General features: G+C 67.5%; 23 protein-coding genes and 1 pseudogene. 14 read left to right on the forward strand and 10 right to left on the reverse strand.

Going from position 1 to position 24,566, the window contains the following annotated elements:
• The first annotated feature begins 409 nt into the window (after window positions 1–409).
• From NBRGI_RS47390 to NBRGI_RS11105, 4 genes are all read left to right on the forward strand, one after another.
• A complete protein-coding gene (locus NBRGI_RS47390) occupies window positions 410–664 on the forward strand; it encodes a hypothetical protein (protein ID WP_029895194.1) in 255 nt (84 codons plus the stop codon).
• A gap of 637 nt (window positions 665–1,301) precedes the next feature.
• Complete coding sequence (locus NBRGI_RS11095; RefSeq protein WP_029895196.1) at window positions 1,302–3,599, forward strand: FdhF/YdeP family oxidoreductase; 2,298 nt, start codon at window positions 1,302–1,304, stop codon at window positions 3,597–3,599.
• A complete protein-coding gene (fdhD, locus tag NBRGI_RS11100; RefSeq protein ID WP_029895198.1) occupies window positions 3,592–4,428 on the forward strand; it encodes a formate dehydrogenase accessory sulfurtransferase FdhD in 837 nt (278 codons plus the stop codon). Before NBRGI_RS11095 ends, fdhD begins: the two co-directional genes overlap by 8 nt.
• Before the next feature lie 79 nt (window positions 4,429–4,507).
• Window positions 4,508–5,041 carry a hypothetical protein gene (locus tag NBRGI_RS11105; RefSeq protein ID WP_029895200.1) on the forward strand — a complete coding sequence of 178 codons (534 nt, stop codon included), beginning with the start codon at window positions 4,508–4,510 and terminating at the stop codon, window positions 5,039–5,041.
• Between the two features lie 115 nt (window positions 5,042–5,156).
• Here NBRGI_RS11105 and mihF read toward each other — a convergent pair whose 3' ends face one another.
• On the reverse strand, window positions 5,157–5,471 hold the full coding sequence (gene mihF, locus NBRGI_RS11110) for an integration host factor, actinobacterial type (RefSeq protein WP_029895202.1): 315 nt from the start codon (window positions 5,469–5,471) through the stop codon (window positions 5,157–5,159).
• A gap of 577 nt (window positions 5,472–6,048) precedes the next feature.
• Here mihF and NBRGI_RS11115 point away from each other — a divergent pair.
• From NBRGI_RS11115 to NBRGI_RS11130, 4 genes are all read left to right on the forward strand, one after another.
• On the forward strand, window positions 6,049–6,564 hold the full coding sequence (locus tag NBRGI_RS11115; RefSeq protein ID WP_029895204.1) for an OsmC family protein: 516 nt from the start codon (window positions 6,049–6,051) through the stop codon (window positions 6,562–6,564).
• 25 nt (window positions 6,565–6,589) lie between these two features.
• Entirely contained in the window at window positions 6,590–7,903 is a 1,314-nt protein-coding gene (locus NBRGI_RS11120) for a bifunctional o-acetylhomoserine/o-acetylserine sulfhydrylase (protein WP_029895205.1), read from the forward strand.
• Between the two features lie 120 nt (window positions 7,904–8,023).
• Window positions 8,024–8,401, forward strand: a complete 378-nt coding sequence (locus NBRGI_RS11125; RefSeq protein WP_029895207.1) for a nuclear transport factor 2 family protein — start codon at window positions 8,024–8,026, stop codon at window positions 8,399–8,401.
• 191 nt (window positions 8,402–8,592) lie between these two features.
• A complete protein-coding gene (locus NBRGI_RS11130) occupies window positions 8,593–9,408 on the forward strand; it encodes a hypothetical protein (protein WP_014982591.1) in 816 nt (271 codons plus the stop codon).
• 549 nt (window positions 9,409–9,957) lie between these two features.
• Here NBRGI_RS11130 and NBRGI_RS11135 read toward each other — a convergent pair.
• Window positions 9,958–10,464 (reverse strand): Lrp/AsnC family transcriptional regulator, encoded by a 507-nt coding sequence (locus NBRGI_RS11135; protein ID WP_235210916.1) that lies wholly within the window; start codon window positions 10,462–10,464, stop codon window positions 9,958–9,960.
• A gap of 63 nt (window positions 10,465–10,527) precedes the next feature.
• Between NBRGI_RS11135 and NBRGI_RS11140 the strand changes: the two genes are divergently transcribed.
• The 3 genes from NBRGI_RS11140 to NBRGI_RS11150 all read left to right on the forward strand — a co-directional run bounded on the left by NBRGI_RS11140 (window position 10,528) and on the right by NBRGI_RS11150 (window position 13,127).
• Complete coding sequence (locus NBRGI_RS11140; RefSeq protein WP_029895211.1) at window positions 10,528–11,412, forward strand: EamA family transporter; 885 nt, start codon at window positions 10,528–10,530, stop codon at window positions 11,410–11,412.
• A complete protein-coding gene (locus NBRGI_RS11145; protein ID WP_029895213.1) occupies window positions 11,412–12,392 on the forward strand; it encodes an aldo/keto reductase in 981 nt (326 codons plus the stop codon). Before NBRGI_RS11140 ends, NBRGI_RS11145 begins: the two co-directional genes overlap by 1 nt.
• Window positions 12,393–12,485: 93 nt before the next feature.
• A complete protein-coding gene (locus NBRGI_RS11150; protein ID WP_029895215.1) occupies window positions 12,486–13,127 on the forward strand; it encodes a PhzF family phenazine biosynthesis protein in 642 nt (213 codons plus the stop codon).
• 3 nt (window positions 13,128–13,130) lie between these two features.
• Here NBRGI_RS11150 and NBRGI_RS11155 read toward each other — a convergent pair whose 3' ends face one another.
• Window positions 13,131–13,748 (reverse strand): LysE family translocator, encoded by a 618-nt coding sequence (locus NBRGI_RS11155; protein ID WP_029895217.1) that lies wholly within the window; start codon window positions 13,746–13,748, stop codon window positions 13,131–13,133.
• Between the two features lie 110 nt (window positions 13,749–13,858).
• Here NBRGI_RS11155 and NBRGI_RS11160 point away from each other — a divergent pair, with 110 nt between their 5' ends.
• Window positions 13,859–14,311, forward strand: a complete 453-nt coding sequence (locus tag NBRGI_RS11160) for an Lrp/AsnC family transcriptional regulator (RefSeq protein WP_029895218.1) — start codon at window positions 13,859–13,861, stop codon at window positions 14,309–14,311.
• A 12-nt stretch (window positions 14,312–14,323) separates the two neighbouring features.
• Here NBRGI_RS11160 and NBRGI_RS49040 read toward each other — a convergent pair whose 3' ends face one another.
• The 7 genes from NBRGI_RS49040 to NBRGI_RS11195 form a co-directional block, all read right to left on the reverse strand.
• Window positions 14,324–14,608 (reverse strand): ribosomal protein bL12, encoded by a 285-nt coding sequence (locus tag NBRGI_RS49040; RefSeq protein WP_036558493.1) that lies wholly within the window; start codon window positions 14,606–14,608, stop codon window positions 14,324–14,326.
• Between the two features lie 29 nt (window positions 14,609–14,637).
• Window positions 14,638–15,099 (reverse strand): STAS domain-containing protein, encoded by a 462-nt coding sequence (locus NBRGI_RS11170; RefSeq protein WP_235210917.1) that lies wholly within the window; start codon window positions 15,097–15,099, stop codon window positions 14,638–14,640.
• Window positions 15,100–15,298: 199 nt separating this feature from the next.
• Window positions 15,299–16,579 (reverse strand): ATP-dependent Clp protease ATP-binding subunit ClpX, encoded by a 1,281-nt coding sequence (gene clpX / locus NBRGI_RS11175; RefSeq protein WP_029895224.1) that lies wholly within the window; start codon window positions 16,577–16,579, stop codon window positions 15,299–15,301.
• Between the two features lie 443 nt (window positions 16,580–17,022).
• Window positions 17,023–17,688, reverse strand: a complete 666-nt coding sequence (locus NBRGI_RS11180) for an ATP-dependent Clp protease proteolytic subunit (protein ID WP_029895226.1) — start codon at window positions 17,686–17,688, stop codon at window positions 17,023–17,025.
• Window positions 17,689–17,757: 69 nt separating this feature from the next.
• Window positions 17,758–18,348, reverse strand: coding sequence for an ATP-dependent Clp protease proteolytic subunit (locus NBRGI_RS11185; protein ID WP_014982580.1), 591 nt, complete (start codon window positions 18,346–18,348; stop codon window positions 17,758–17,760).
• A gap of 179 nt (window positions 18,349–18,527) precedes the next feature.
• Window positions 18,528–19,928 (reverse strand): trigger factor, encoded by a 1,401-nt coding sequence (gene tig, locus NBRGI_RS11190; protein WP_036558508.1) that lies wholly within the window; start codon window positions 19,926–19,928, stop codon window positions 18,528–18,530.
• 169 nt (window positions 19,929–20,097) lie between these two features.
• Window positions 20,098–20,673 carry an FKBP-type peptidyl-prolyl cis-trans isomerase gene (locus NBRGI_RS11195; RefSeq protein WP_029895231.1) on the reverse strand — a complete coding sequence of 192 codons (576 nt, stop codon included), beginning with the start codon at window positions 20,671–20,673 and terminating at the stop codon, window positions 20,098–20,100.
• A 182-nt stretch (window positions 20,674–20,855) separates the two neighbouring features.
• On the opposite strand from NBRGI_RS11195, the gene NBRGI_RS11200 reads away from it, so the two are divergent.
• Both NBRGI_RS11200 and NBRGI_RS47395 read left to right on the forward strand, forming a co-directional pair.
• A complete protein-coding gene (locus NBRGI_RS11200; RefSeq protein WP_370627720.1) occupies window positions 20,856–23,315 on the forward strand; it encodes a phosphoketolase family protein in 2,460 nt (819 codons plus the stop codon).
• 72 nt (window positions 23,316–23,387) lie between these two features.
• Window positions 23,388–24,161: pseudogene (locus NBRGI_RS47395) on the forward strand (3' terminal RNA ribose 2'-O-methyltransferase Hen1); the annotation flags it as partial.
• Window positions 24,162–24,566: the final 405 nt, after the last annotated feature.

Below are 24,566 nucleotides of genomic sequence, written 5' to 3' on the forward strand. Positions count from 1 at the left end.
GCTGCTGCTGCTGCTGCGGAGGCTGCAGCGGCGGAGGAGGAGGCGGCGGAGGAGGAGGCGGCGGAGGAGGCGGAGGCTGCGCCGGATCAGGCGCTCCCGTCCCGTCCCTGGTCCCACCCCCATCCGACGCCGGCGGCTTCGGCGTCGTCGGCTGCCGCACCAGCACGGGCCCGGCCCACCCGACCTGACCACCCGAAGCGGTGAGAACCTGCGCAGGACCAAGGCCCGCTGCCCCGTCCCTATCCGGCGCCGCCTTCGGACCGACCAGCAACCGCGCCGGCACAGAGCCCAGCTGGCCGCCGGAACCGGTGAGAACCCGCCCTGTAGCGGCGCCCGCTCCTCCACCCCCGTCAGACCTCGCCTTCGGACCGACCGGCAACCGGACCGGCACTGGCTCAGCCCAGCCGTCATGAAGCCCGGAGCCATCCGCATCTCGAAAGACGTCTCTGCTGTCGAGGACGAAGAGCAGCCCGTCTACACCCGTCTTATCCGCGCGCAGCTCTTGCCGCGCTATGTCTGCCCTCGGCGACAAGTACTCAGCGGCCCGGCCGTCGACCAGCCAATTCCCTTCTCGCCCACCGCCGACCACCGGGAAGAGGAACTGCGCGTGCCACCGCACGGCGGCACCCGATCCCGCGTCGGCGAACACTTCAGCACCTTGTGACGCGCTGATGGCCGCCGCGCCGCTGCGGGGCCAACTGATCCTCGGCACGACAGTCGACTCACCATGCGGGGTCGGGGTGAACCCCACCACGCCAGAGCCGCGTTCAGCCCCGACGAATGCACCACAGCTCAGCACCACGGCGCATAACACCCCCAGCCCAGCGACTTGTCTCGCATGCCGGGTTCGCGCTTGCCGGGACCGTGCACCGACACGCGCAACGACTGGTGCCAACGTCCCCATCGGCCGTGCTCTCGCTAGGCGTACCTCCGCCGTCGCTTCGGTCAAGTGGTGTGCCGGCGGAGTCCGTCCGGCCGCCCCCTGATGCGTGCGGATCACTAGCATCGTAATGCTCTGTGCGCCAACGCGGAGCCAACTCCGGCGTGCCGCTCCCCGACTGTCCCGCGGCGGGGCGTGCCGCCCGCCGCGCACATCCCGTCGTGCCGCGCGTGTGTCAGTCGAACGACACGCGCGCGCGGTACGAAACCATGCGCGGCACGCACATATGGCGTTGCCGCTGCCCACGTTTTCAGGCGCCGGGCGCGGCGCATGTTCCGCGCCCTGGACGTTCCCAGTGCATACCATCGAGGTAGCCGGTCCACTGCCCGACTCAGACACTGCGAAGAGGACAATACGAACTATGCACCGTAACGGGCCGACCCAGGATATCGACGAGTCCGAGCTCACCGTCTCCGCGCCGAAAGAGCAGGCGGCGGGTGTCACCGCGGTCGCGGTGTCGCTGCGCCGCGCGGTGGAGGAGATGGGCGTGATTCGCACTGCCCGCACTTTGGCGCGGGTCAACCAGGTGCACGGCTTCGACTGCCCCGGCTGCGCCTGGCCGGAGCCGACGGGTCATCGCCGCCCGGCCGAGTTCTGTGAGAACGGCGCGAAGGCGGTGGCCGAGGAGGCCACGCTGCGCACGGTCACGCCGGAGTTCTTCGCCGCGCATTCGATCGATGAGCTGGCGGGCAAGTCGGGGTATTGGCTCGGCCAGCAGGGCCGGTTGACTCATCCGGTGGTGTTGCGTCCCGGCGACACTCATTATTCGCGGATCGGGTGGGACGACGCCTACCGGTTGATCGCGGATCATCTGGGCGCCTTGGCTTCTCCCGACGAGGCCGTCTTCTATACCTCAGGTCGCACCAGCAATGAGGCCGCCTTCCTCTATCAGCTGCTGGTCCGCAGCTTCGGCACGAACAATCTGCCGGACTGTTCGAACATGTGCCACGAGTCCTCGGGCGCCGCGTTGACCAGTTCGATCGGCATCGGCAAGGGCTCGGTGTCGATCGACGATTTCGCCGCGGCGGACCTGATCATCGTCGCCGGGCAGAATCCCGGCACCAACCATCCGCGCATGCTGAGCGCCCTGGCGAACGCGAAATCCGAGGGCGCGCGGATCATCGCGATCAACCCGCTGCCCGAGACCGGCTTACTCGGTTTCCGGGATCCGCAGACCGTCAAGGGTTACACCACCGGTGTCGCGATCGCCGACGACTTCCTGCAGATCCGCCTGGGCGGTGACATGGCGCTGTTCCAGGCGCTGGGGCGGTTGCTGTTCGAGGCGGAGGACCGCGCCCCGGGCACCGTCGTCGACCGGGAATTCGTCGACGCGCACTGTGCTGGTCTGGCCGAGTACGAAAAGCAGGTCCGCGCCGTCGATTTCGATACGGTGCTCGCCGCGACCGGACTGAGCCGGGCCGAGATCGACCGTACCGCGAAGCATCTGGCCGAGGCGAACAACGTCATCATCTGCTGGGCGATGGGCTTGACCCAGCAGTCGCACGGTGTCGCGACCATCGAGGAGGCGACGAATCTGCTGCTGCTGCGCGGGATGATCGGCAAACCGGGCGCGGGGGTCTGCCCGGTGCGCGGGCATTCGAACGTGCAGGGCGACCGCACCATGGGCATCTGGGAGAAGATGCCGGACACCTTCCTCGACGCGCTGGACCGGGAGTTCGGCATCACCAGCCCGCGCAAGCACGGTTGGGACACCGTCGACGCGATCCGCGCCATGCGGGACGGTCGCGCCGCGGTGTTCGTCGGGATGGGCGGCAATTTCGTCTCGGCCACCCCCGATACCGAGGTGACCGAGACCGCCCTGCGCAATTGCGCACTGACGGTACAGATTTCCACCAAACTCAACCGCAGCCATGTCGTGCACGGCCGGACCGCGCTGATCCTGCCGACGCTCGGCCGCACCGACAAGGATCTGCGTGACGGTGTGAAACAGCAGGTTTCGGTGGAGGATTCGATGTCGATGGTGCATCTGTCCACCGGTCGGCTCGATCCGGTGAGCAAGCACCTGCGCAGCGAGGTCGCGATCGTCTGCGATCTGGCCCTGACCCTGTTCGGTGCGGATCATCCGGTGCCGTGGGCGCGTTTCCGCAGCGACTACGACACCATCCGCGACGCGATCTCCCGGGTGGTTCCCGGGTGCGCCGACTACAACACGAAGGTGCGCGCCCGCAACGGGTTCGTCCTACCGCACCCGCCCCGGGACAGCCGCGAATTCCGTACCAGCACCGGCAAAGCCAACTTCGCGGTGAACGAACTCACTTGGACACCGGTCCCGGAGGGCAGACTGATCCTGCAGACCCTGCGCAGTCACGACCAGTACAACACCACCATCTACGGCTTGGACGACCGCTACCGCGGCGTGCACGGTGGCCGCAAAGTGGTGCTGGTGCACCCCGAGGACATCGCGGCGCTCGGCTTCGCCGAAGACGAACTGGTGGACGTGATCTCGGAGTGGACCGACGGCACCGAGCGCCGCGTCGAGGGTTTCCGCCTGGTCGGTTATCCGACCCCGCGCGGTAACGCGGCCGCCTACTACCCCGAGACGAATCCGCTTGTGCCACTGGACCATGTCGCGGCACGCTCGAATACGCCGGTCTCCAAATCGATCACCATCAGATTGCAGCGTGCCAGTCATGAGTAGAGTCACCGCCCGCCGCCGGACGCGCCGGATCTCGCCGACCGGGGAGATCCAGCGCCCCGACACCCTGGCCGTCGAAGAGCCGCTGGAGATCCGGATCGGCGGCCGATCGCTGACCGTCACCATGCGCACACCGGGCAACGATGTGGACCTGGTGCACGGATTCCTGTTGAGCGAGGCGATGATCGGCGTCGCCGAAGACATCACCGCGGCCCGCTACTGTTCGGGCACCGACGACGACGGCCGCAACACCTACAACGTCCTCGATCTCACCCTGCGCAACCCGGTTCCGGTGCAGACCCGCAGCTTCCTGACCACCGGCGCCTGCGGGCTCTGCGGCAAGACCGCCCTCGACGAGGTGCGCAAGAACACCCGCTATCCGATCGCCGAGAAGGGCATCGCGGTGGACCCGCACACGCTCGGCGGCATGCCGGAAACGTTGCGCGGCAAGCAATCCCTGTTCGAGGCCACCGGCGGGCTGCACGCGGCGGGTCTGTTCGCCGCCGACGGCACGGTGCTCGCCGTGCGCGAGGACATCGGCAGGCACAACGCGGTGGACAAGGTGATCGGCTGGGCACTGCGGCAAAATCGCGTCCCCGCAGCCGATCTGGTGCTCATCGTGAGCGGGCGCGCCTCGTTCGAGCTGGTCCAGAAGGCTGTGATGGCGGGCATTCCGATACTCGGCGCGGTCTCGGCGCCCAGCTCGCTCGCGGTCGACCTGGCCGCCGAAGCGGGGCTCACGCTGGTCGGGTTCCTGCGCGGCGACACGATGAACGTCTACACCCACCCGGACCGGGTCGTCGCCTCGAACGCCACGCCGATGCCGGCCTGAGCACCCTTGCCCGACCCGAATGCCGGCTCTACCGTGACAGCTACGTGATCGGAGCGGTTCGGCGGGAACGGAGAGACCGATGCGGATTTCGGTGGAGGGCACGCAGGAGGGGCTGCGCGTACGGATGCGGTTCGAACAGTATCGCCGCCGCCTGCTGGCGACTCGAATCACCCTGGTGGTGTTGGCCGTTCAGGGCGCGATCAGCGGACTGTGGGCCACGGTGGCGCCGCATTCCTGGTACACCAGCTTTCCCGGCTTCGGCATGCGGTGGGTCGCGGCGGACGGCCCGTACAACCATCATCTCGCGGCCGATGTGGGCGCGTTCTTCCTCGCCTTGACCGCGGTATCGATCGCTGCTCTGGTGGTCGACGGCACCACCGTGGCGCGGATCGCGGGCCTGGGCTGGCTCTTCTTCAGCGTGCCGCACGTCGTCTATCACCTCTTCCACCAACCCGACGGGATGAGCACCGTGAGTTTCACGCTGAGCGTGCTCGCCTCCGCCCTGCTGGTGGCGCTCGCCGCGGCCTGCGTGCTGCTGCCGCCGCGCGGCGATATTCCGATGTCGGATCCGAGCCCGATCAACGTCCGGTTTCCGCGCCGCAAACGCGGTTAGGACGACAACGCCCCACAGCCCGTGCCGGCGCTGTGGGGCGTTTGAACTGTCTATGCGGTCGTGCGCGGGCGTAGCCGCGCCACCGAGGTAGAGCTGTTCGGTCCGCTTAGCCCCGTCAGTCCTTCAGGGCGTCGAGCAGGGCCGCACGCTGCCGCGCGCCGAGCCCGCCGATACGACGATCCTCCGGGATCTCGGCCTGGTCCATCAGCTTGGCCGCCTTCACCGGTCCGACACCGGGCAGAGCCTTGATCACCGCGGCGACCTTGGTCTTCTTGACCAGCTCATCGGAGTCGGCCTTCTTCAGCAGATCGGCGACCGAAACCTTGCCCGCCTTCACCTTGCCGATCAGTTCGGAGCGCGCCTTGCGGACCGCTGCCGCTTTGGCCAGCGCCTCAGTGCGCTGCTCCGCGGTCATGGTAGGCAGTGCCATGTCTCCTCCGCTTCCACTCGTCACTCGAACATCTGGTTGACCGGACCGAGTAAACAGCACTTCACCGGCAGCGCAAGGTCGACACACCGGGACCATTTCGGCGGAGTTAGCGATGAGTTTCCTGGACCGGGGGCGTTGGGAGCAGTAATCGAGTGGCACACAACGGGCAAATGGGATGAACAATGACTCCCGGTCCGCACACCGAAACGGACGTAACACCGCACCCGACCGATGCGACACAATGGACGAAAGCATCAGCGCGGGATCAAGGTTCAACGGCGAACCACGGGAGATCAACGGCGATTTCCGGCTCCGGGCGCGATCGGTTTCCCCGATCGTCACCGTGTCTCGTCAGCGTTGGTGCCGACAAAAGAAGAGCGACTGCGGGGGCCAGCCAAACTTTGGGGGGACTTCGCGACGGGCCGAAGCGCCGTCGCCCGTTCGACGATTGAGCGGATCCATTGCTTGACCGCCCCCGCAGGCGTCGAACGAGGACGGAAGCAGCGGCGTCCACCGTTGGGTTCTGTCCGAATCAAACCATCGTCAGCGCGTGCCGGGCTTCTTACCGTGCACAGTCGTGACCACTCATCTGAGCGCTCCGCTCAACGATATCGGCGACGCCACCGCGCAAGCGGTCGCGACCGACCCGGCGAACGCGCTGGTGGTATTTCGCGCCGCAGGTACCCCGGAAGGCACCGTGGGCAGCACGATCACCGCGCGCCGACACGTCGTCCGGGTGGACGAACCACCCACGCTCGGCGGTGACGACACCGCCGCCAATCCCGTCGAGGTCTACCTCGCCGCGCTGATCTCCTGCCAGGTGGTGACCTACCGCTTCTGGGCCCAGCGACTCGGGATCACCGTCGACGAACTCGATGTCCAGGCCGAGGGAGATCTCGACGTCCGCGGCTTCTTCGGCTTGGACGACAGCGTCCGGCCCGGCTTCCAGGCCGTCCGGGTGACCGTCCGGATCTCCGGACCGGAGACGCCGCAGCGGTACGCCCAACTCCAGCGCTCGGTGGACGCGCACTGCCCGGTCCTCGATCTCAGCACCGGTGCCACACCGGTCGAAACCACCCTGATCACCAACTAGCCACCGCGATAACCCAGGAGCATTGATGACAGAGTCGCTCGACCCGTCCGCGACGTGGAGTTTCGAGACCAAGCAGGTCCACGTCGGCCAGGTCCCTGACGGCACCACCAGCGCCCGCGCGCTGCCGATCTACCAGACCACCTCCTACACCTTTCGCGATACCGACCACGCGGCGGCGCTGTTCGGCCTCGCCGAGCCGGGCAACATCTACACCCGGATCATGAACCCCACCCAGGACGCGGTGGAGCAGCGGATCGCGGCGCTCGAGGGCGGCGTCGCCGCGCTGTTGCTCTCGTCCGGGCAGGCGGCGGAGACGCTGGCGATTCTGAACCTCGCGGGCGCGGGTGATCATCTGGTGTCCAGTCCGCGGTTGTACGGCGGCACCTACAACCTCTTCCACTACACGCTGCCCAAACTCGGCATCGAGGTGTCCTTCGTCGACGACCCGGACGACCTCGAGCAGTGGCGCGCCGCGATCCGGCCGAACACCAAGGCGTTCTACGGCGAGACCATCTCGAATCCGCAGAACCACATCTTCGACATCCGCGGCATCGCCGACGTCGCGCATGCCGCGGGCGTTCCGCTCATCGTCGACAACACCGTCGCCACACCGTATTTGATCCAGCCCTTCGCGCACGGCGCCGACATCGTGGTGCACTCGGCGACCAAGTACCTCGGCGGGCACGGCTCGGCCATCGCCGGCGTCATCGTCGACGGCGGCACCTTCGACTGGACCGTCAGGTCCGGCGAGGAGCCGCGTTTCCCCGGTTTCGTGGTCCCCGATCCCAGCTACCACGGTGTGGTGTACGCGGATCTGGGTGCGCCCGCGTTCGCGCTCAAGGCCCGCGTGCAACTGCTGCGTGATCTGGGCGCGGCGGTCTCGCCGTTCAACGCGTTCCTGATCAGCCAAGGCCTCGAGACGCTGAGCCTGCGCATCGAACGGCACGTGAGCAATGCCCACCAGGTGGCCGAATTCCTCAGCAGCAGGCCGGAAGTCACCTCGGTGTCCTATGCCGGGCTGCCGTCCTCGCCGTGGTACGAGCGCGGGAAGACGCTGGCGCCGCGGGGCGCGGGCGCGGTGATCGGGTTCGAACTCGCCGGCGGCGTCGACGCGGGGAAGCGTTTCGTGGAGGCGCTGACCCTGCACAGCCACGTCGCCAATATCGGCGACGTGCGCTCGCTGGTCATCCACCCGGCCTCCACCACGCACTCCCAGCTGACCCCCGACGAACAGCTCAGCTCCGGCGTCACCCCGGGACTGGTCCGGCTGGCGGTGGGCATCGAGGGAATCGAGGACATCCTCGCCGATCTGCGCGCCGGGTTCGCCGCCGCCGGGTAGCGGCGGGCACGCCCTCGGGCGGGATGGGCGAAACCATCCCGCCCGTTGCCGTTTCGTCCGCGCCGACATGCTGCTACGCTGCCCGGAATTAGAACACGTTTCAATTCCGCAGGAGTTCAGATGACCGAGCAGATCCGTGATGTCGTCGACCGGTACGTCAAGTTGGTCGGCTCGGGTCCGACCGAAGCCATCGTCGAGCTCTACGCGCCGGAGGCGACCGTCGAAGATCCGGTCGGCGCGCCCGTGCGGCACGGGCACGAGGCCATCCGCGAGTTCTACGACATCCTCGCGCCCCTGGACCGCGAGACCGAGTTGCGCACCGACTCGGTGCGCGTCGCGGGCAACGAGGTGGCCTTCCAGTTCACGATCATCACGCGCGTGGGCGGCCAGCGCTTCACCATGTCGCCCATCGACTACATGGAATTCGACGACTCAGGCAAGATCGTGCGCATGCGCGCCTTCTGGAGCCAGGACGACATGGCCATCGAACCGGAGTGACACGCCGCGTTTTTCGGTGCAATCGACCGCGTGGCGTGTTGTTGGCGCGCGGAATCGACTAGGAAGAGTGGGTATCGGAGCCTCCCGTCCGATACCCTCTCATCGAGCTGGGACCCAGCTCTCGGTGAGCGGGCTGCCCGGCGTCTTGCTATTTGTCGAGTTCCGTTCAGCACATCCACTTTTGGAGCCGCATGCCCGACGAACACCCCATCGACGAAGTCGCACAGCTGGCCAGGCGGGTCGAGCGGGCCCGCGGGCGGCTGGCCTACCAGTTCGATCCCGCGCTGACCGATGTACTGGCCGAGGACGAGCTGGAGGCCGAGCGCGAGCTGGCCGAGCGCATCCGCACGCAGGAGCGCGGCCAGCGGTGGAAGTACGCCCAGGCCGTGTCCGCCGCGGCCGACCGCGCCCGGCAGACCAAGGAGGCCATCGATAAGGCCGACATCCGCGATCTGCTGATGGCGCGCAAGGCCATTGCCGCGCAACGCCGGGAATCCAGCCCGCACGCCCAGCTGGCGTCGCTGTACCGGCACCGGACGTGGTCGCTGCGCGCACTGGCCGGCGTGGTGATCGCGGGCATGCTGTGGTCGGCGGTCAACGTGCAGCACAACATCGCGCCGGACGGCGCCGGCGACCCGCTGTACTGGTTCAGCTACCTGGTCGAGGCGATGATCAGCGTCTGTCTGGTGATCATCATGGTGGGCACCACCAAGATCACCGAGTGGGGCGTGCTGGACAGTCGCACGCAGGTCGTCGCCGCCGAGGTCGCGTTGCTCGCGCTGACGGTCGGGCTCAATACCTACCCGCACGTACGCGACGGCCGCTGGTTCGACGCGGGCGTGCACGCCGTCGCGCCGGTGATGATCGGCGTCGCGCTGCTCACCCACGACGCCGCGAATTCGCGCTACAGCCAAGCGATCGCGCGCGCCACCGAGCACATCCGCGACAACCCCAACACCCCCTGGCCGAGGGCCGAAAGCGGTCTGCTCAACACCGCTCGCGCGTAATCGCACGGTCGCGGCAAAGTCCGCGCAGCTCCCCGCACGACTGCTCGGCGGGGCATAACTTGCTGAGCGGGCACATCACTCGCTCGACTGCGCACCCCTTGCTCGGCAGCACACCCCTTGCTGAGCGACGCACCCCTTGCTAGACCGCGCACCACTCGCTCGGCCGCGGCCCACTTGTGGAGCGACGCCCGGTTTGGTGGGCCGCGCGCGACTTGCTGCGCCGCCCACACCGGTCCGCGGTAGCACGGCCCCGCCAAATCTCGGCTGCCACCGATCCGATCGCGTGGCGCCCTGGCACACCGCGACACTCTTCCGTTGCGCCGCACACCTTCTGCGCCGCTGCACACCTTCTGCGCCGCCGCACACCTTCTGCGCCGCCGCACACCTTCTGCGCCGCCGCACACCTTCTGCGCCGCCGCACCTTTTCTGCGCCGTCGCACCCCCTACGGCCCGCCACAGCAGGTGCGCGAACGCAGAACGGGTGCGGCCCGCGTTCGGTGGCGCAGCGGCCGCTGCGCACACGCACGCGCTCGCCACCCGCGGACTTCGCTAGCGCTTGTGCTGCACCGGAACCGGTAAGGGGCGGCGGGGCACCGGCTCGGACACGACGATCGAGGTGGTGGTCTGCCCGAACATGAGGAATCCGTCGAGCAGTTCCTCCAGTTCGCCGATCGACGGACCGTGCACCTTCAGCAGGAAGCAGTCCTCACCGGTGATCCGGAAGCATTCGACCACCTGCGGGGTGTCGCGAGCAGCCGCCACGATCTTGGGCAGTTGGCCGGGTCCGGGCCGGATGCGCACCAACGCGGTCACCGGCATGCCGAGCGCCGCCGGGTCGACCTCCATCCGGAAGCCGGTGATCACGCCGCTCTGCTCCAGTCGCTGTACCCGGTCGGTGACCGCGGGCGCCGACATACCGACGCGGCGCGCGAGCTCGGACATGGACAGTCGCGGATCGGCGTGCAGCTCGTTGAGCAGGCGCACATTCACCTCGTCCAACAGCCGCGCGCGATCGGTGAAGGCAATGTGGCCGTTCTGCCTTGATTTTCCAGACAACTCACGCCATCTTCCTGGATAGTGCCATTCCGGCCGCGGGTATTTCTTCGGAAGATACTCCGCATGACCGAATCGTCGCGGGGCACTGCGCAGCGCACGGCCCCACGAATGCCCGCCGTGGCCTACTTCGGCATCAGCGCGGTCTTCCACTACCTCGGTCCCGCCTGCGCCGTGCTGCTGTTCGCCCGGGTGGATGTGCTCGGCGTGGCGTGGTTGCGGATCGTCAGCGCCGCACTGGTGTTCGCGGCCTGGCGCCGGCCGTGGCGGCTGCTCCGGCATGGCACCTCTGCACAGCGACGGGTGCTGCTCGCGCTCGGGATCGTGCTCGCGGCGATGAACGCGACGTTCTACCTCGCCATCGCGCGGCTACCGCTGGCCACCGTCGGCGCGATCGAATTCCTCGGGCCGATCGTGCTCGCCGTGATCGGTCTGCGCAACGGGCGCAACATGATCGCCCTCGTGCTCGCAGTCGGCGGGGTCGTCGCGCTGACCGACATCCAGCTGGCCGGCGCACCGACCGGATTCGTCTTCGCGTTCGCCAACTGCGCGCTGTTTCTGCTGTACGTGCTGCTCGGCCACCGGATCGCCAACAGCGCAGCAGTGTGCGGCCTCGACCAGCTCGCCGCCGCGATGTCGATCGCCGCGGTGGTGGCGACGCCGTTCTGTCTCGGCGCTGCCGTCCCGGCGTTCACCAGTCCCGTGGCATTGCTCGCCGGGATCGGCGTCGGGGTCTGCTCCTCGGTCATTCCCTACGTGACCGATCAGCTCGCCATGGCGCGGTTACGGCGCAGCACCTTCGCCCTGCTGCTCAGCATCTTGCCTGCGGTCGCGGCGGTGATCGGGATCGTGGTGCTCGCCCAAGTCCCCACCGTCCAGGAACTGGCCGGCATCGCGCTGATCGCCGCGGGCGTCTCGATCCACCGGCAACACGAAAACAAGGAGAACTGATGGAATACATCCGGCTGGGACACACCGGCCTCACCGTGTCCCGGATCTGCCTGGGCATGATGAGCTACGGCGATCCAGCGTCGTGGGCGTGGGTGCTCGATGAAGACGCCGCCGAACCCATCGTCCGGCACGCCGTCGAGTCGGGGGTGAACTTTTTCGACACCGCGGACATGTACTCCGCGGGAGTCAGCGAATCGATCACCGGGCGGCTGCTGGGCAAGCTGTTCCCCCGCCGCGACGACTACGTACTGGCCACCAAGGTGTACTTCCCGATGGGTTCCGGACCGAACGACAAAGGCTTGTCCCGCAAGCACATCATGTCCGCCATCGACGCCTCGCTCGACCGGTTGGGCGTCGACCACGTGGACCTGTATCAGATCCACCGCTGGGACGACGAGACGCCGATCGAGGAGACCATGCAGGCGCTCCACGATGTGGTCACCGCCGGGAAAGCCCGGTACCTCGGCGCATCCAGCATGTTCGCCTGGCAGTTCGCGAAGGCGCAGCACGTCGCCGAAACACACGGCTGGACGAAGTTCGTCGCGATGCAGAACCACTACAACCTCGTCTACCGGGAGGAGGAACGCGAGATGCTCCCGCTCTGCCGCGACCAGGGCGTCGGCGTGATCCCCTGGAGTCCGCTCGCACGCGGACTCCTCACCGGCTCCCGCACCCGCGGCGGCCACCCCGCCACCGCCCGCTCCAGCTCCGACCACATCGCCGCGAACATGTACACCGACAACGACTTCGACGTCGTCGACGCGGTCCGCGAAGTAGCCGCCGCCCGCAACCTGCCGCCCGCCCAGATCGCCCTCGCCTGGCTCCTCAGCCGCCCCGGCGTCACCGCCCCCATTATCGGCGCCACCAAACCGAACCACCTGAACGATGCACTCGACGCCGTGCGGCTACATCTCATCGAGGACGAAATGACCACACTGGAAGCCCCTTACCGTCCCCACCCCGTCCTCGGCCACCACTAACCCGGTGGCCTGGTGGCCCGGGCCGCTGTACGCACCCTCGTCCGCCGCCGAATGCGCCTGCACCCACCGGTGCGGGCGTGGTTGACTCGTCGGATGATCGAGTACGACGTGCTGCGTGTGTTCTGCGGAGCCGGTGGTGGCTTCGGTAATCGGCTCGCAGTGGTGCGGGACGGGGGTGCTGTCGAGGATGTCGGTGCGCGGCAACGTTTTGCCGCGAAGTTGGGGTTCAGCGAGACGGTGTTCGTCGATGATGCCGAGCGCGGGATCATCGATATCTACACCCCGACGGTGCGCCTCCCCTTTGCCGGGCACCCGTGCGTCGGCACCGCCTGGCTGCTCCGTGCGTCCGAACTCGTGACCGCGGCGGGCGTCGTCGGCGCCCGGCACGACCACGAATTCACCTATATCGCAGCGCGATCCGAGTGGGCGCCGCCACGGACGTTGCGCCAGTACGGGTCCGCCGCCGACGTGGACGCACTGACTGTGCCCGAGCCGGGCGAATGGATCTACGCGTGGGCATGGCAGGACGAGCGCGCCGGTCACGTGCGGGCACGCGCCTTCCCCGGCCGCGGCGACGGCATCGACGAGGACGAGGCCACCGGCGCCGCCGCCCTGCTACTCACCGCCGAACTCGCACGCCCCCTGCATATTTCGCAAGGTCTAGGCTCGATCATCGTGACCACACCGCAACCGGACGGACTGATCGAAGTCGGTGGACGCGTAACAGCCGAATAGGACTCAGATCAACCGTTCCACCAGCAGCAACCCGCCGATCACAAGCATCGCTACGCCGGAGATCCGGGTGACGATCCGGGCCGCGGTCGGTCGGGCGCGCAGTACGGTCCGGGCGAGCACACCGACGCAGAGGTAGATCACCGCGCAGCTGAGGGTGTGGATCAATCCCAGGGCGCCGATCTGGGCGGCGAGCGGCCAACTCCCGGTCCGGTCGGTGAACTGCGGCAGCAGGGCCACGAAGAGCAACAGCGCCTTAGGATTCAGGCCGCTGATCCCGATGCCGCGCAGCAGGCTCGCACCCCACGGTGCCGGATTCTGCTCCCCCGCTACCGCGGCGGGCGCGTTCGACGCCGCCAGCGTCGTCCCGCCGAGCCACATCAGATACAGGCCCCCGAAGACCGTAAGTGCCGTCAGCACAACCGGATTGCGATCGACGACCGCCGCGACGCCGGCCGCGACCACCACGGTCAGCGCGACATAACCGAGCAGCAGCCCACCGACCGCGGGCACCACCGAACGCTCCCGCAGGCCCGCGGCGATCGCGTACGCCCAGTCCGCGCCGGGAACCAGGATCAGCAGCACCGACACCGTCCAGAACGCGGCGATGTACCCGACAGCCATACCCAACCCTCTCCCTCGAAACAGCGACCCCAGGAAGGATAGGCGTGATCAACAGGGAGGTGATTTCAACTTTTCGCAGGTAAGGCCGGTATTGTGGAAGAATCTTCTCCATGGATCGGATCGACCGGAAGATAATTGCCGAGCTGCAGCAGGACGGCCGCTTGACGATCACCGAACTCGCCGCCCGCGTACGTCTCAGTCTCTCGCCGTGTCACCGCCGCTTACGAGAGCTGGAGAAGTCCGGGGTGATCCGCGGCTATCGCGCGCTGGTCGACGCGGCGGCCGTCGGGCTGACCTTCGAGGCGCTGGTCTTCGTCACGATGCGACAGGAAGATCGCCCCACCGTCGCCGCGTTCGAGCAGGCGGTCGCGGAGATTCCGCATGTGCTGCAAGCTCAGCGCCTGTTCGGCGACCCCGACTTCCTGTTGCGCGTCGTAGCCGCGGATCTTCCTGCGTTCCAACAGCTTTACGACGAGCGCCTGGCGACGCTGCCCGGCGTGCAACACCTCACCTCCACCCTGGTGATGAAGCATGTGGTGCACGAGCGACCGGTGCCGCTGTGACGGTAACAGCGCTCAGTACCGCCGTTCGTGTTGCTCCACAGCGTCTTTGGCATCTTTCAACCCCGCACCGGTAAGCTCACGGTATCGCTTGATGGCCTGAATCTTCTTGCCCTGCACCAGAAGATCATCGATCTCGGCCCAGCTGAACGACGCGGGACGCGGGGCGACCGGCATCGCAGGGATGGGTTTGGCGGTGGTGAGGTCGGGTCGTTCCTGGATCCCCAGATGATCGAGGATCAGATCCAGCTTGACGTGCAGTGCGTCGATCTTCCGCTCGAGGCGGCGGTGGGCGAACATGCTCGAATCGTAGTGACCGCCGTCGGCGATCAGGCAGCGAGCACCGCGTCGGCGAGATTGTCGGTGGTGTCGAACTCGGCGTCGTCGCCGGCCGCGGCGAGCAGCCGATTTACACAACGCGGGCCGGTGACCAGGCGAATCCTGCGGTCGATGTGCTCGGCCCAGTTCCGGGCCTCGAGCAGCACCTGCAGCCCGGCGACGCCGAAAAACGTCACCTGGGACAGGTCGATGACCACGGTCGAGGCGGCGTTGCCGAGCGCATCGGTCAGCCGGGAGCGGAACAGCTCAGCGGTGTAGAAATCGACCTCGCCGGCGAGCGCACACAAGGTCACTGTGTCGCTGGGCGCCGTCAGGGAAACGCGCAGCCGGTCCAACGGGTCGGGCCGATGCGGCGCCGTGACTCGACTCGGTGCCCCACCTCGCTTCGGGATGGTCGCGGATCTCGCCGTGTTGTCGAGGAGGAATGCTGAAGTAGCGAGTGTGGTCGACATGAGGACCTCGGTCCTGTCGCGCGCGGCAAATGAAGTGCGGTTGCCGGCAAGTTTTTTCGCCCTGATGCGACGGTGCCATCCCGAGCTGGGCTGTCTACTCAACCCTCAAGGGAGATTACCCAGCGACGACTCGCGATAAACCAAAGAAGCCACCGCGAGTCGCGGTGGCTTCTTTCGACGGTGCGTCCGTACCGGAGGACTAGGCCGACTTCTCCCGGCGCTCGGCGCGCTGCGCCTTGCGCGGCACGATCGTCGGGAGCACGTTCTCGGTAACGGTGTCGGAATCGACGACCACCTTGGCGACGTCGTCGCGGCTGGGGATGTCGTACATGACCGGCAGCAGCACTTCCTCCATGATGGCGCGCAGGCCACGGGCGCCGGTGCCGCGCAGGATGGCTTGATCGGCGATCGCCTCGAGCGCGTCGGTGGTGAACTCGAGGTCCACGCCGTCCATCTCGAACAACCTGATGTACTGCTTGACCAGCGCGTTCTTCGGTTCGGACAGGATCTTGACGAGCGAATCCTTGTCCAGGTTGGTCACCGATGCGACGACCGGCAGCCGGCCGATGAACTCGGGGATCAGACCGAACTTGATCAGATCCTCCGGCATCACCTCGGCGAAGTGGTCGGTGGTGTCGACCTCGGCCTTGGAGCGCACCTCGGCGCCGAAACCGATGCCGCGGTGGCCGGTCCGGTCGGAGACGATCTTCTCCAGGCCGGCGAACGCACCCGCCACGATGAAAAGCACGTTGGTGGTGTCGATCTGGATGAATTCCTGGTGCGGGTGCTTGCGTCCGCCCTGCGGGGGCACACTCGCCTGGGTGCCCTCCAGGATCTTCAGCAGCGCCTGCTGCACGCCCTCGCCGGAGACGTCGCGGGTGATCGACGGGTTCTCGCTCTTGCGGGCGATCTTGTCGACCTCGTCGATGTAGATGATGCCGGTCTCGGCGCGCTTCACGTCGTAATCCGCGGCCTGGATCAGCTTCAGCAGGATGTTCTCGACATCCTCACCGACGTAGCCCGCCTCGGTCAGCGCGGTCGCGTCGGCGATGGCGAACGGAACATTGAGCATCTTGGCCAGGGTCTGCGCGAGATAGGTCTTGCCGCAGCCGGTGGGCCCGAGCATCAGAATGTTCGACTTGGTGAGCTCGACGACCTCGCCGCGGCTGTCGCGGCCCTTGTCGCCGGCCTGAATGCGCTTGTAATGGTTGTACACGGCCACCGCGAGCGTGCGCTTGGCGGTGTCCTGCCCGATGACGTAGTTCTCCAGGAAGTCCCGGATCTCCGCCGGCTTGGGCAGTTCATCGAGCTTGACCTCGCTGGACTCGGCGAGTTCTTCCTCGATGATCTCGTTGCACAGATCGATGCACTCGTCGCAGATGTACACCCCTGGTCCCGCAATGAGCTTCTTGACCTGCTTCTGGCTCTTTCCGCAGAACGAGCATTTCAGCAGATCGCCGCCATCTCCGATGCGCGCCATCTCGTGGGTCCCTACTTCCTTGTCCGCGTGCAACCGTCGTCCAGGTTGCCAGTTATCTGCCGCCTTGCTTGTCGGCACCACGGCATGGTCGAAAACGCGTCGACCGGTTCCGGTGTGTACGGCAGTGCTGTCAACCGGGAGCAAAGGTCCCTAGGTTGACCGTACCTGGTGTGTGCGATGGAGGTCGACAACTCGAGCATGTTTCTCCGCCGGGTTGTGCGAGTTCTCACGGCACCGGAGCGCGTTCTGTCATTGCGACGGCCTGTTCGAGCTCCGGCCGCTTGTTCATCGACGCCGGAGACCGAAGTGTTTCGGCGCCGACGTCGTCATTGAAGCAGTCCGGCCGGGCCGCATGCCATCTGGCGTGCTTCCCGGCCGGAACTCCGTGGGGTACAGCTATTCGCGCGCGAATCGCCGCCGGGAAACGGCGACCCGCGACGAGATCACTTCTGTGCGCTGAGCTTGCGGTAGTCGAACACCGTATCAACGATCCCGTATTCCTTGGCCTCTTCGGCGGTGAGAATCTTGTCGCGATCGGTGTCCTTGCGGATGGTGTCCGCGTCCTTACCGGTGTGCCGGGCCAGCGTGGTCTCCATCAGGCGCCGCATGCGCTCGATCTCGGCGGCCTGGATCTCCAGGTCCGACACCTGCCCCTGGATGCCACCCTCCAGCGACGGCTGGTGGATCAGCACGCGGGCGTTGGGCAGGCAGGCGCGCTTGCCCGGGGTGCCGGCCGCGAGCAGCACGGCGGCGGCCGAGGCGGCCTGACCCAGGCAGACGGTCGCGACATCGGCGCGCACGTACTGCATGGTGTCGTAGATGGCCATCAGCGAGGTGAACGAGCCACCGGGCGAGTTGATGTACATGGTGATGTCGCGGTCCGGATCGAGCGACTCGAGCACGAGCAGCTGCGCCATCACGTCGTTCGCGGAGGCGTCGTCCACCTGCACGCCGAGGAAGATGATGCGCTCCTCGAACAGCTTGTTGTACGGGTTGGACTCTTTGACGCCGAAGCTCGAGTGCTCGATGAACGACGGCAGGATGTAGCGCGACTGCGGGCTCTGCGGCGCCATGCCGCCGAGTGCGCGTGGGTCAAACTGGTTGGCCATCTTGGTCTCCAAAGTCTCTGTGGGTAAGCGGCTGGGGCGTTGGCACCGACGAAGAGTCGCCGATCGCGCCTAGTTGTCGCTCACGCCGCCGGTCTGGTTCGCGTGGCTGACGACCCGGTCGATGAAGCCGTATTCCAGGGCCTCCTTGGCGGTGAACCAGCGGTCGCGGTCGGCGTCGGCCGTGACCTGCTCCACGGACTTGCCGGTGTGCTGCGCCTGCAGTTCGTTCAGCTCACGCTTGGTGTGCGCGAACTGCTCGGCCATGATCGCGATGTCGGCGGCCGAACCACCGATACCGGCGGAGGGCTGGTGCATCATGATCCGTGCGTGCGGCAGGGCCAGGCGCTTGCCCTTGGTGCCCGCGGTGAGCAGGAACTGGCCCATCGAGGCGGCCAGCCCCATGCCGACGGTGCGGATATCGCACTCGGCGAACTGCATGGTGTCGTAGATGGCCATACCGGCGGTCACCGAGCCACCCGGCGAGTTGATGTAGAGCGAAATATCCTTGGTCGGATCCTCCGCCGTGAGCAGCAGGATCTGCGCGCAGATCTTGTTCGCGATGTCGTCGTCGACCTGGGTGCCGAGGAAGATGATGCGCTCGCGAAGCAGGCGCTCGTACACCGAATCACTGAGGTTGAGCCCAGCAGTCGCGGACGTCATAGCGATCCCTGCCTGATTACTTGTCACGGATACCTGCCTTCTCATACCGGCTCGCTGGCCGACGGCCATCTCTGGTTCGTTGTCACAAACATTAACGAAGCAGGGCGGCACCGAACTCCCGGTACCGCCCTACTTCGCTCACAGCGCAACTTCGCGGCGCTCAGCTGCGCTGTGCTCTACTACTCTGCCTTCGCCGCGGCGGTCTCGTCCGACTCGACCTCGACCACGCCGTCGGCCTCGATCTCCGGCGCGGAACCCTCAGGCGCACCGAACATTTCGGCGGTGTCCACGGCGTTGCCCGCGGAGTCGGTCACCTTGACCTTGCCGACCACGCCCGCCAGCGCCTTGCCGCGACGGACGTCGGCGAAGATCGCGCCGAGCTGGCCCGCCTGCTGCACCTGCTGGATGAACTGCTCCGGCGCCAGGCCGTAACGCTGCGACTGGAACAGGATCCGCTCGGTGAGCTCTTCCTGACCGACCTGGGTGTTGTCCGCCTCGGCGATCGCGTCCAGCAGCAGCTGGGTCTTCACCGACTTCTCGGCGGACTCCTTGGCGTCCTTGTCGAACTCTTCGCGGCTCGAGCCCTGCGCCTCCAGCGCCTCGGCGAGCTTGGCCTCGTCGTGGTCGAAGCCGTGCACCGCGTCGTGGGTGACAGCGTCGATCTCGGCCTTGACGACGGCCTCGGGCAGCGGCACCTCGACCTGCTCCAGCAGGGTCTCGAGCACCTTGTCCCGGATCTCGCCGGCCTGTTGCACCTTCTTGCTGCGCTCCACCCGGGTGCGCAGGTCTTCCTTCAGCTCGTCCAGGGTGTCGAATTCGCTTGCCAGCTGGGCGAAGTCGTCATCGGCGGCGGGCAGCTCGCGCTCCTTCACCGACTGCACGGTGACGGTGATGACGGCTTCCTTGCCCGCGTGCTCACCGGCCACCAGGGTGGAGGTGAACTCCTTGGACTCACCGGAGTTCAGGCCGATGAGCGCCTCGTCCAGACCCTCGATCAGCTGGCCGGAGCCGACCTCGTGGGACAGGCCGGTGGTGGCCGCCTCGGGCACCTCTTCGCCGTCCACGGTGGCGGACAGGTCGATGGAGACGAAATCGCCGTCCTGCACGGCCCGCTCGACACCGGTCAGGGTGCCGAAGCGCTGACGCAGCGAGAGCAACTGCTCCTCGATGTCCTCGTCGCCGATGGTGAACGCGTCGACGGTGACCTCGATGCCGTCGTAGGCGGGCAGCGTGATCTCCGGCCGCACATCCACCTCGGCGGTGAAGGCGAGCTCCTCGCCGTCCTCGATCTTGGTGATCTCGATCTCGGGCTGGCCGATGACCTTCACCTGACCCGCGGTGACGGCCTCGCTGTAGCGGCCCGGCAGCACGTCGTTGACGACCTGCTCCAGCACCGCGCCGCGACCCAGGCGGGCCTCGAGCAGCTTGGCCGGCGCCTTGCCGGGACGGAAGCCGGGGATCTTGACCTGCTTGGCCAGTGCCTTGTACGCGCGATCGAAGTCGGGCTTCAGTTCCTCGAAGGGCACCTCGACATTGATCCGGACCCGGGTCGGGCTCAGCTGCTCGACGGTGCTCTTCACGGACATGCTCCTTGTTCGTCGTCTGTTCTGGTTGAGACGCGATCCCCCGTCATCCCGGACATGCTCCGGGACACCGGCACCCGCCGGGTGGCGAGGGACGCGGCGTACGCATCCCGACCAGGTTAGTTGACCGGCCGGGGCGGGCTGCACTCGGCCGGTCGCCCGGCCCCTACTTTCCGATCGACACCGCGTCGGTGACGAAGACCAGCGTTTCGTTCGGTGCGATCCCGCGCCCGCCCGCGCCGTAGCCGAGGTCCGGCGGCACGATCAGCAGCCGGCGCGCGCCCTGCTGCACGCCGACCAGGCCCTGGTCCCAGCCCTGGATGACCTGACCGGCGCCGAGGGTGAGCTGGAACGGCTTGCCACGGTCGAAGGAGCTGTCCTTCTTCTGCTTGTTGGACCAGGTGATCAGCGCGTAGTTCATGGTCAGCTGCTGGCCCGGCTCGGCACCGGGTCCGCTGCCCGGGTTCAGGTCCTTGGTGATCAGCTGCTTCGGCGGATCGCAGTCGTCCGGGATGGTGATCGTCGGGGCGGCGCCGAAGTCACCGCTCACGGTGATGTCGTCGGCGGTGCATTCCCGGCCTTTGCTCGGGGTCGGGCCCCCGGCGGCCGTGGTGGCGGCGGCCCGCGCGGCCGAGGTGGTGGAGGGAGCGGGCGACGACTTGTCGTCCGAGCCGCACGCGACCAGCGTGCACGCCGCCGCGGTCATGGTGCCGATCGCGATGATCCTGCCGAGTGTCTGCATGCGGCGGACCCTAGACCACACCGGCCGGAATGTCCGAGCCGACATGTCCGACTACCGCGTCAACCGTGCCATCGAGCACTACGCTGGCCGTGAAATCTCCGTGCGGACTTGTGCACACCGTTCAGTTGGGTATCGCGGCTACTGAGACCCCCGAATACGAGGAGAGGCGGCGCATGACCCACATGGCGAGCGCGGGCGGTGACACCGCCGCCGACAATGTCGAAAGCACCGGCGGCGAGACGGTCGCACCGGAGCCGTATCGGCTGGCAGCGGTCGACGGACCACTCGAGCGCGACGAACTCACCTCGATCGACGCGTGGTGGCGGGCCGCGAACTATCTGGCGGTCGGTCAGATCTATCTGATGGCCAATCCGCTGCTGCGCGAGCCGCTGCGCGCCGAGCACATCAAACCGCGGCTGCTCGGCCACTTCGGCACCGTGCCCGGATTGAATCTGGTGTGGGTGCACGCGAACCGGGCGATCCGGCAGCGCGGGTTGGACGCGGTGTTCGTGGCCGGGCCCGGACACGGCGGCCCGGGCCCGAACGCGTGCGCCTGGCTGGAGGGCACGTATTCCGAGCTCTACAGCCATATTCCGCGGGACGGGACCGGCATGGGCACGCTCTTCGCCCAGTTCTCCTTCCCCGGCGGCGTGCCCAGCCATTGCGCGCCGGAGACGCCGGGCTCGTTCCACGAGGGCGGCGAGCTGGGCTACTCGCTGCTGCACGCCTATGGCGCCGCGCTGGACAACCCGGATCTCACGGTGTTCTGCGTAGTCGGCGACGGCGAGGCGGAGACCGGCCCGCTGGCTGCCAGCTGGCATGCCAACAAATTCGTCAATCCGGCGCGGGACGGCGCGGTGCTGCCGGTTCTGGCGCTGAACGAATACAAGATCGCGAACCCGACCATCCTGGCGCGCATTCCGGAAGCCGAGCTGGTCTCGCTGCTGCGCGGGTACGGATACGACCCGATCGTGGTCTCGGGCAGCGACCCGGCCGCGGTGCATCAGACGATGGCCGCGGCGGTGGACACCTGCATGGAACGCATCGCGCAGATCCAGCGGGCCGCCCGCGGCGGCGCCGACGGCAGCAGGCCGGTCTGGCCGATGATCGTCCTGCGCACACCCAAGGGGTGGACCTGTCCCCCGGTGGTCGACGGCGACCCCGTCGAGGGCACGTTCCGGGCCCACCAGGTGCCGCTGCCCGGTGCGCGCTCGAACCCCGATCATCGTGCGGTGCTCGAGCAATGGCTGCGTTCGTATCGTCCCGAGGAGCTGTTCGACGATCACGGCAGGCCGGTTTCGGAACTGCTCGATCAGGTGCCCGAGGGCGATCGGCGCCTCAGCGCGAACCCGATTGCCAACGGCGGCATGCTCGTTCGCGATCTGAACCTGCCGGACTGGCGTGACTTCGGGGTCGAGGTGAGCGCGCCCGGCGCCACGTCGCACGAGGCGACCAGGGTGCTCGGCGGTTGGTTGCGCGAAGTGACCCGGGCCAACCCGGACAACTTCCTCACCTTCGCGCCGGATGAGCTGGCCAGCAATCGGTTACAGGACGTCCTCGACGTCACCGGGCGCAATTGGCAGGCCGAAATCGGCAGTCACGACGAGAAACTCGACCGCACCGGCCGGGTGATCGAGGTGCTGTCCGAGCACATGTGCCAGGGACTGCTGGAGGGCTACCTGCTGACCGGCAGGCACGGCGTGTTCACCTGCTACGAGGCGTTCATCCACATCGTCGACGCGATGTTCAACCAGCACGCCAAATGGCTCGACGCCAGTGCGGCGGTGCCGTGGCGGCGGCCCATCGCCAGCCTGAATTACCTTCTCTCCTCGCATGTCTGGCGACAGGACCACAACGGGTTCACCCATCAGGATCCCGGATTTCTCGATGTGGTGCTCAACAAGAAGCCCTCGATCGTGCGCGTCTATCTGCCGCCGGACGCCAATACGCTGCTGTCCACCTACGACCACTGCCTGCGGTCACGCCATTACGTCAATGTGGTGGTCGCGGGCAAACAGCCGCAGGCGGACTGGCTTTCGGTGCACGACGCGGCCGAGCACTGCGCGCGCGGCATCGGGATCTGGGACTGGGCCGGGCACAACGACGAACTCGGCACCGTCCCGGATGTGGTGCTCGCCTGTGCCGGCGACGTGCCGACGCTGGAGACGCTCGCGGCGGCGGCGATCCTGCGGGAACGGTTGCCGGAGTTGCGGATTCGCGTGGTGAATGTGGTCGACCTGATGCGCCTGCAACCTCAGGACGAACACCCGCACGGCCTGCCCGACAGCGAGTTCGACACCTTGTTCACCCACGACCGGCCGGTGATCTTCGCCTTTCACGGTTACCCGTGGCTGATCCACCGGCTCACCTACCGACGGACCAACCATGCCGGACTGCACGTACGCGGTTACAAGGAACGGGGCACCACGACGACACCGTTCGACATGGTGATGCTCAACGACCTGGACCGCTATCACCTGGTCATGGACGTGATCGATCGGGTGCCGAGCCTCGGCGAGCGGGCCGCGGGCCTGCGCCAGGAGATGGTGGACGCCCGCTGGACGGCACGGGCCTGGACGCGCGAGCACGGCGAGGACATCCCCGAGGTCGCGGACTGGAGTTGGCCGCAGCCCTCGCGGTGACGGGCTGCCAGGCACTGCCACCAGGATGAAACTTCCTTGCGCGGGTTCCCGCGGCTGGGCGACGATCGCTGCATGCTGCTGACGATCACCTGTACCCCGCCGGACGGCGCCGCGTGGCCGGCGACCGACCTGGGGTTCTTGCTGCACAAGAACCCCGACCGGGTCCAGGCGTTCGAGCAGTCGTACGGCACGGCGCACGTCGTCTACCCGGAAGCCACGGCCGAGCGGTGCACCGCCGCCCTGCTGCTGGAGATCGACCCGATCCGCCTGGTGCGCGGACGTTCCCGTGGCACACCGGATTTCAGCCTCGGCCAGTATGTCAACGACCGGCCGTACGCGGCGTCGTCGCTGCTGTCGGTGGCCATCGGCGCGGTGTTCCGGACCGCGTTGCACGGCCGCTGCACACTGCGACCGGAACTGGCGCAGACCGCGCTGCCGCTGCGGCTCGAATTGCCCGCCGTGCCGTGCAAGGGCGGCGCCGAGGTGGCCGAGCGGATGTTCGCGCCGCTGGGCTGGACGGTGACCGCGACTCCCCTGCCACTGGATCCGGCCTTCCCGGACTGGGGCGATTCCCACCATCTGCGGCTGGCGCTGACCGGCACGATGCGGCTGGCCGACGCACTGTCGCACCTGTACGTGCTGCTGCCGGTCCTCGATGGGGCCAAACACTATTGGCTCGCCGCCGACGAGGTCGACAAACTGATCCGCGCCGGCGAAGGCTGGCTGGCCGAACACCCCGAACGCGCCTGGATCACCCGGCGATACCTGGCCCGCCGCCAGTCACTGGTACGAGCCGCACTCGCCCGCCTCGCCGAAGTGGACGAGGTGGAACCGGAGGAGCTCGACGCGGTCGAGGAGGGGGTGGACGAAGGCGCGGAGATCGCGGCCACCGACCGCGATGCGGCGCAGAACGATCCGGCTCACCGCGCGCCGCGACAAACCGCCTCGGCTCAGCGGGAACCGGCGCAGTCCAGTTCGGCGCAGCCCGACGCGGCGTTGTCCGACACGGTGTTGTCCGATCCGGCGCAGCCTGATGCGACGTTGCCCGGTGCAGCCCAGCCTGGCCCGGCGAAGCTTGATGCAGCGTTGCCCGACGCGGCGCAGCCTGGTCCGGCCCAGCCTGGCCCGGCGCAGCTTGATGCGACGTTGCCCGGTGCAGCCCAACCCGATCCGGCGTTGCCCGGCACGGGTTTTTCCGGCGCGGCGAGACTCGCTCCGGCGAATCCAGAACCGGCACAATACGCTTCGGCC

It is taken from the genome of Nocardia brasiliensis IFM 10847, from assembly GCF_000710915.1.
In the GTDB taxonomy this organism is placed as follows: Bacteria; Actinomycetota; Actinomycetes; order Mycobacteriales; family Mycobacteriaceae; genus Nocardia; species Nocardia brasiliensis_A.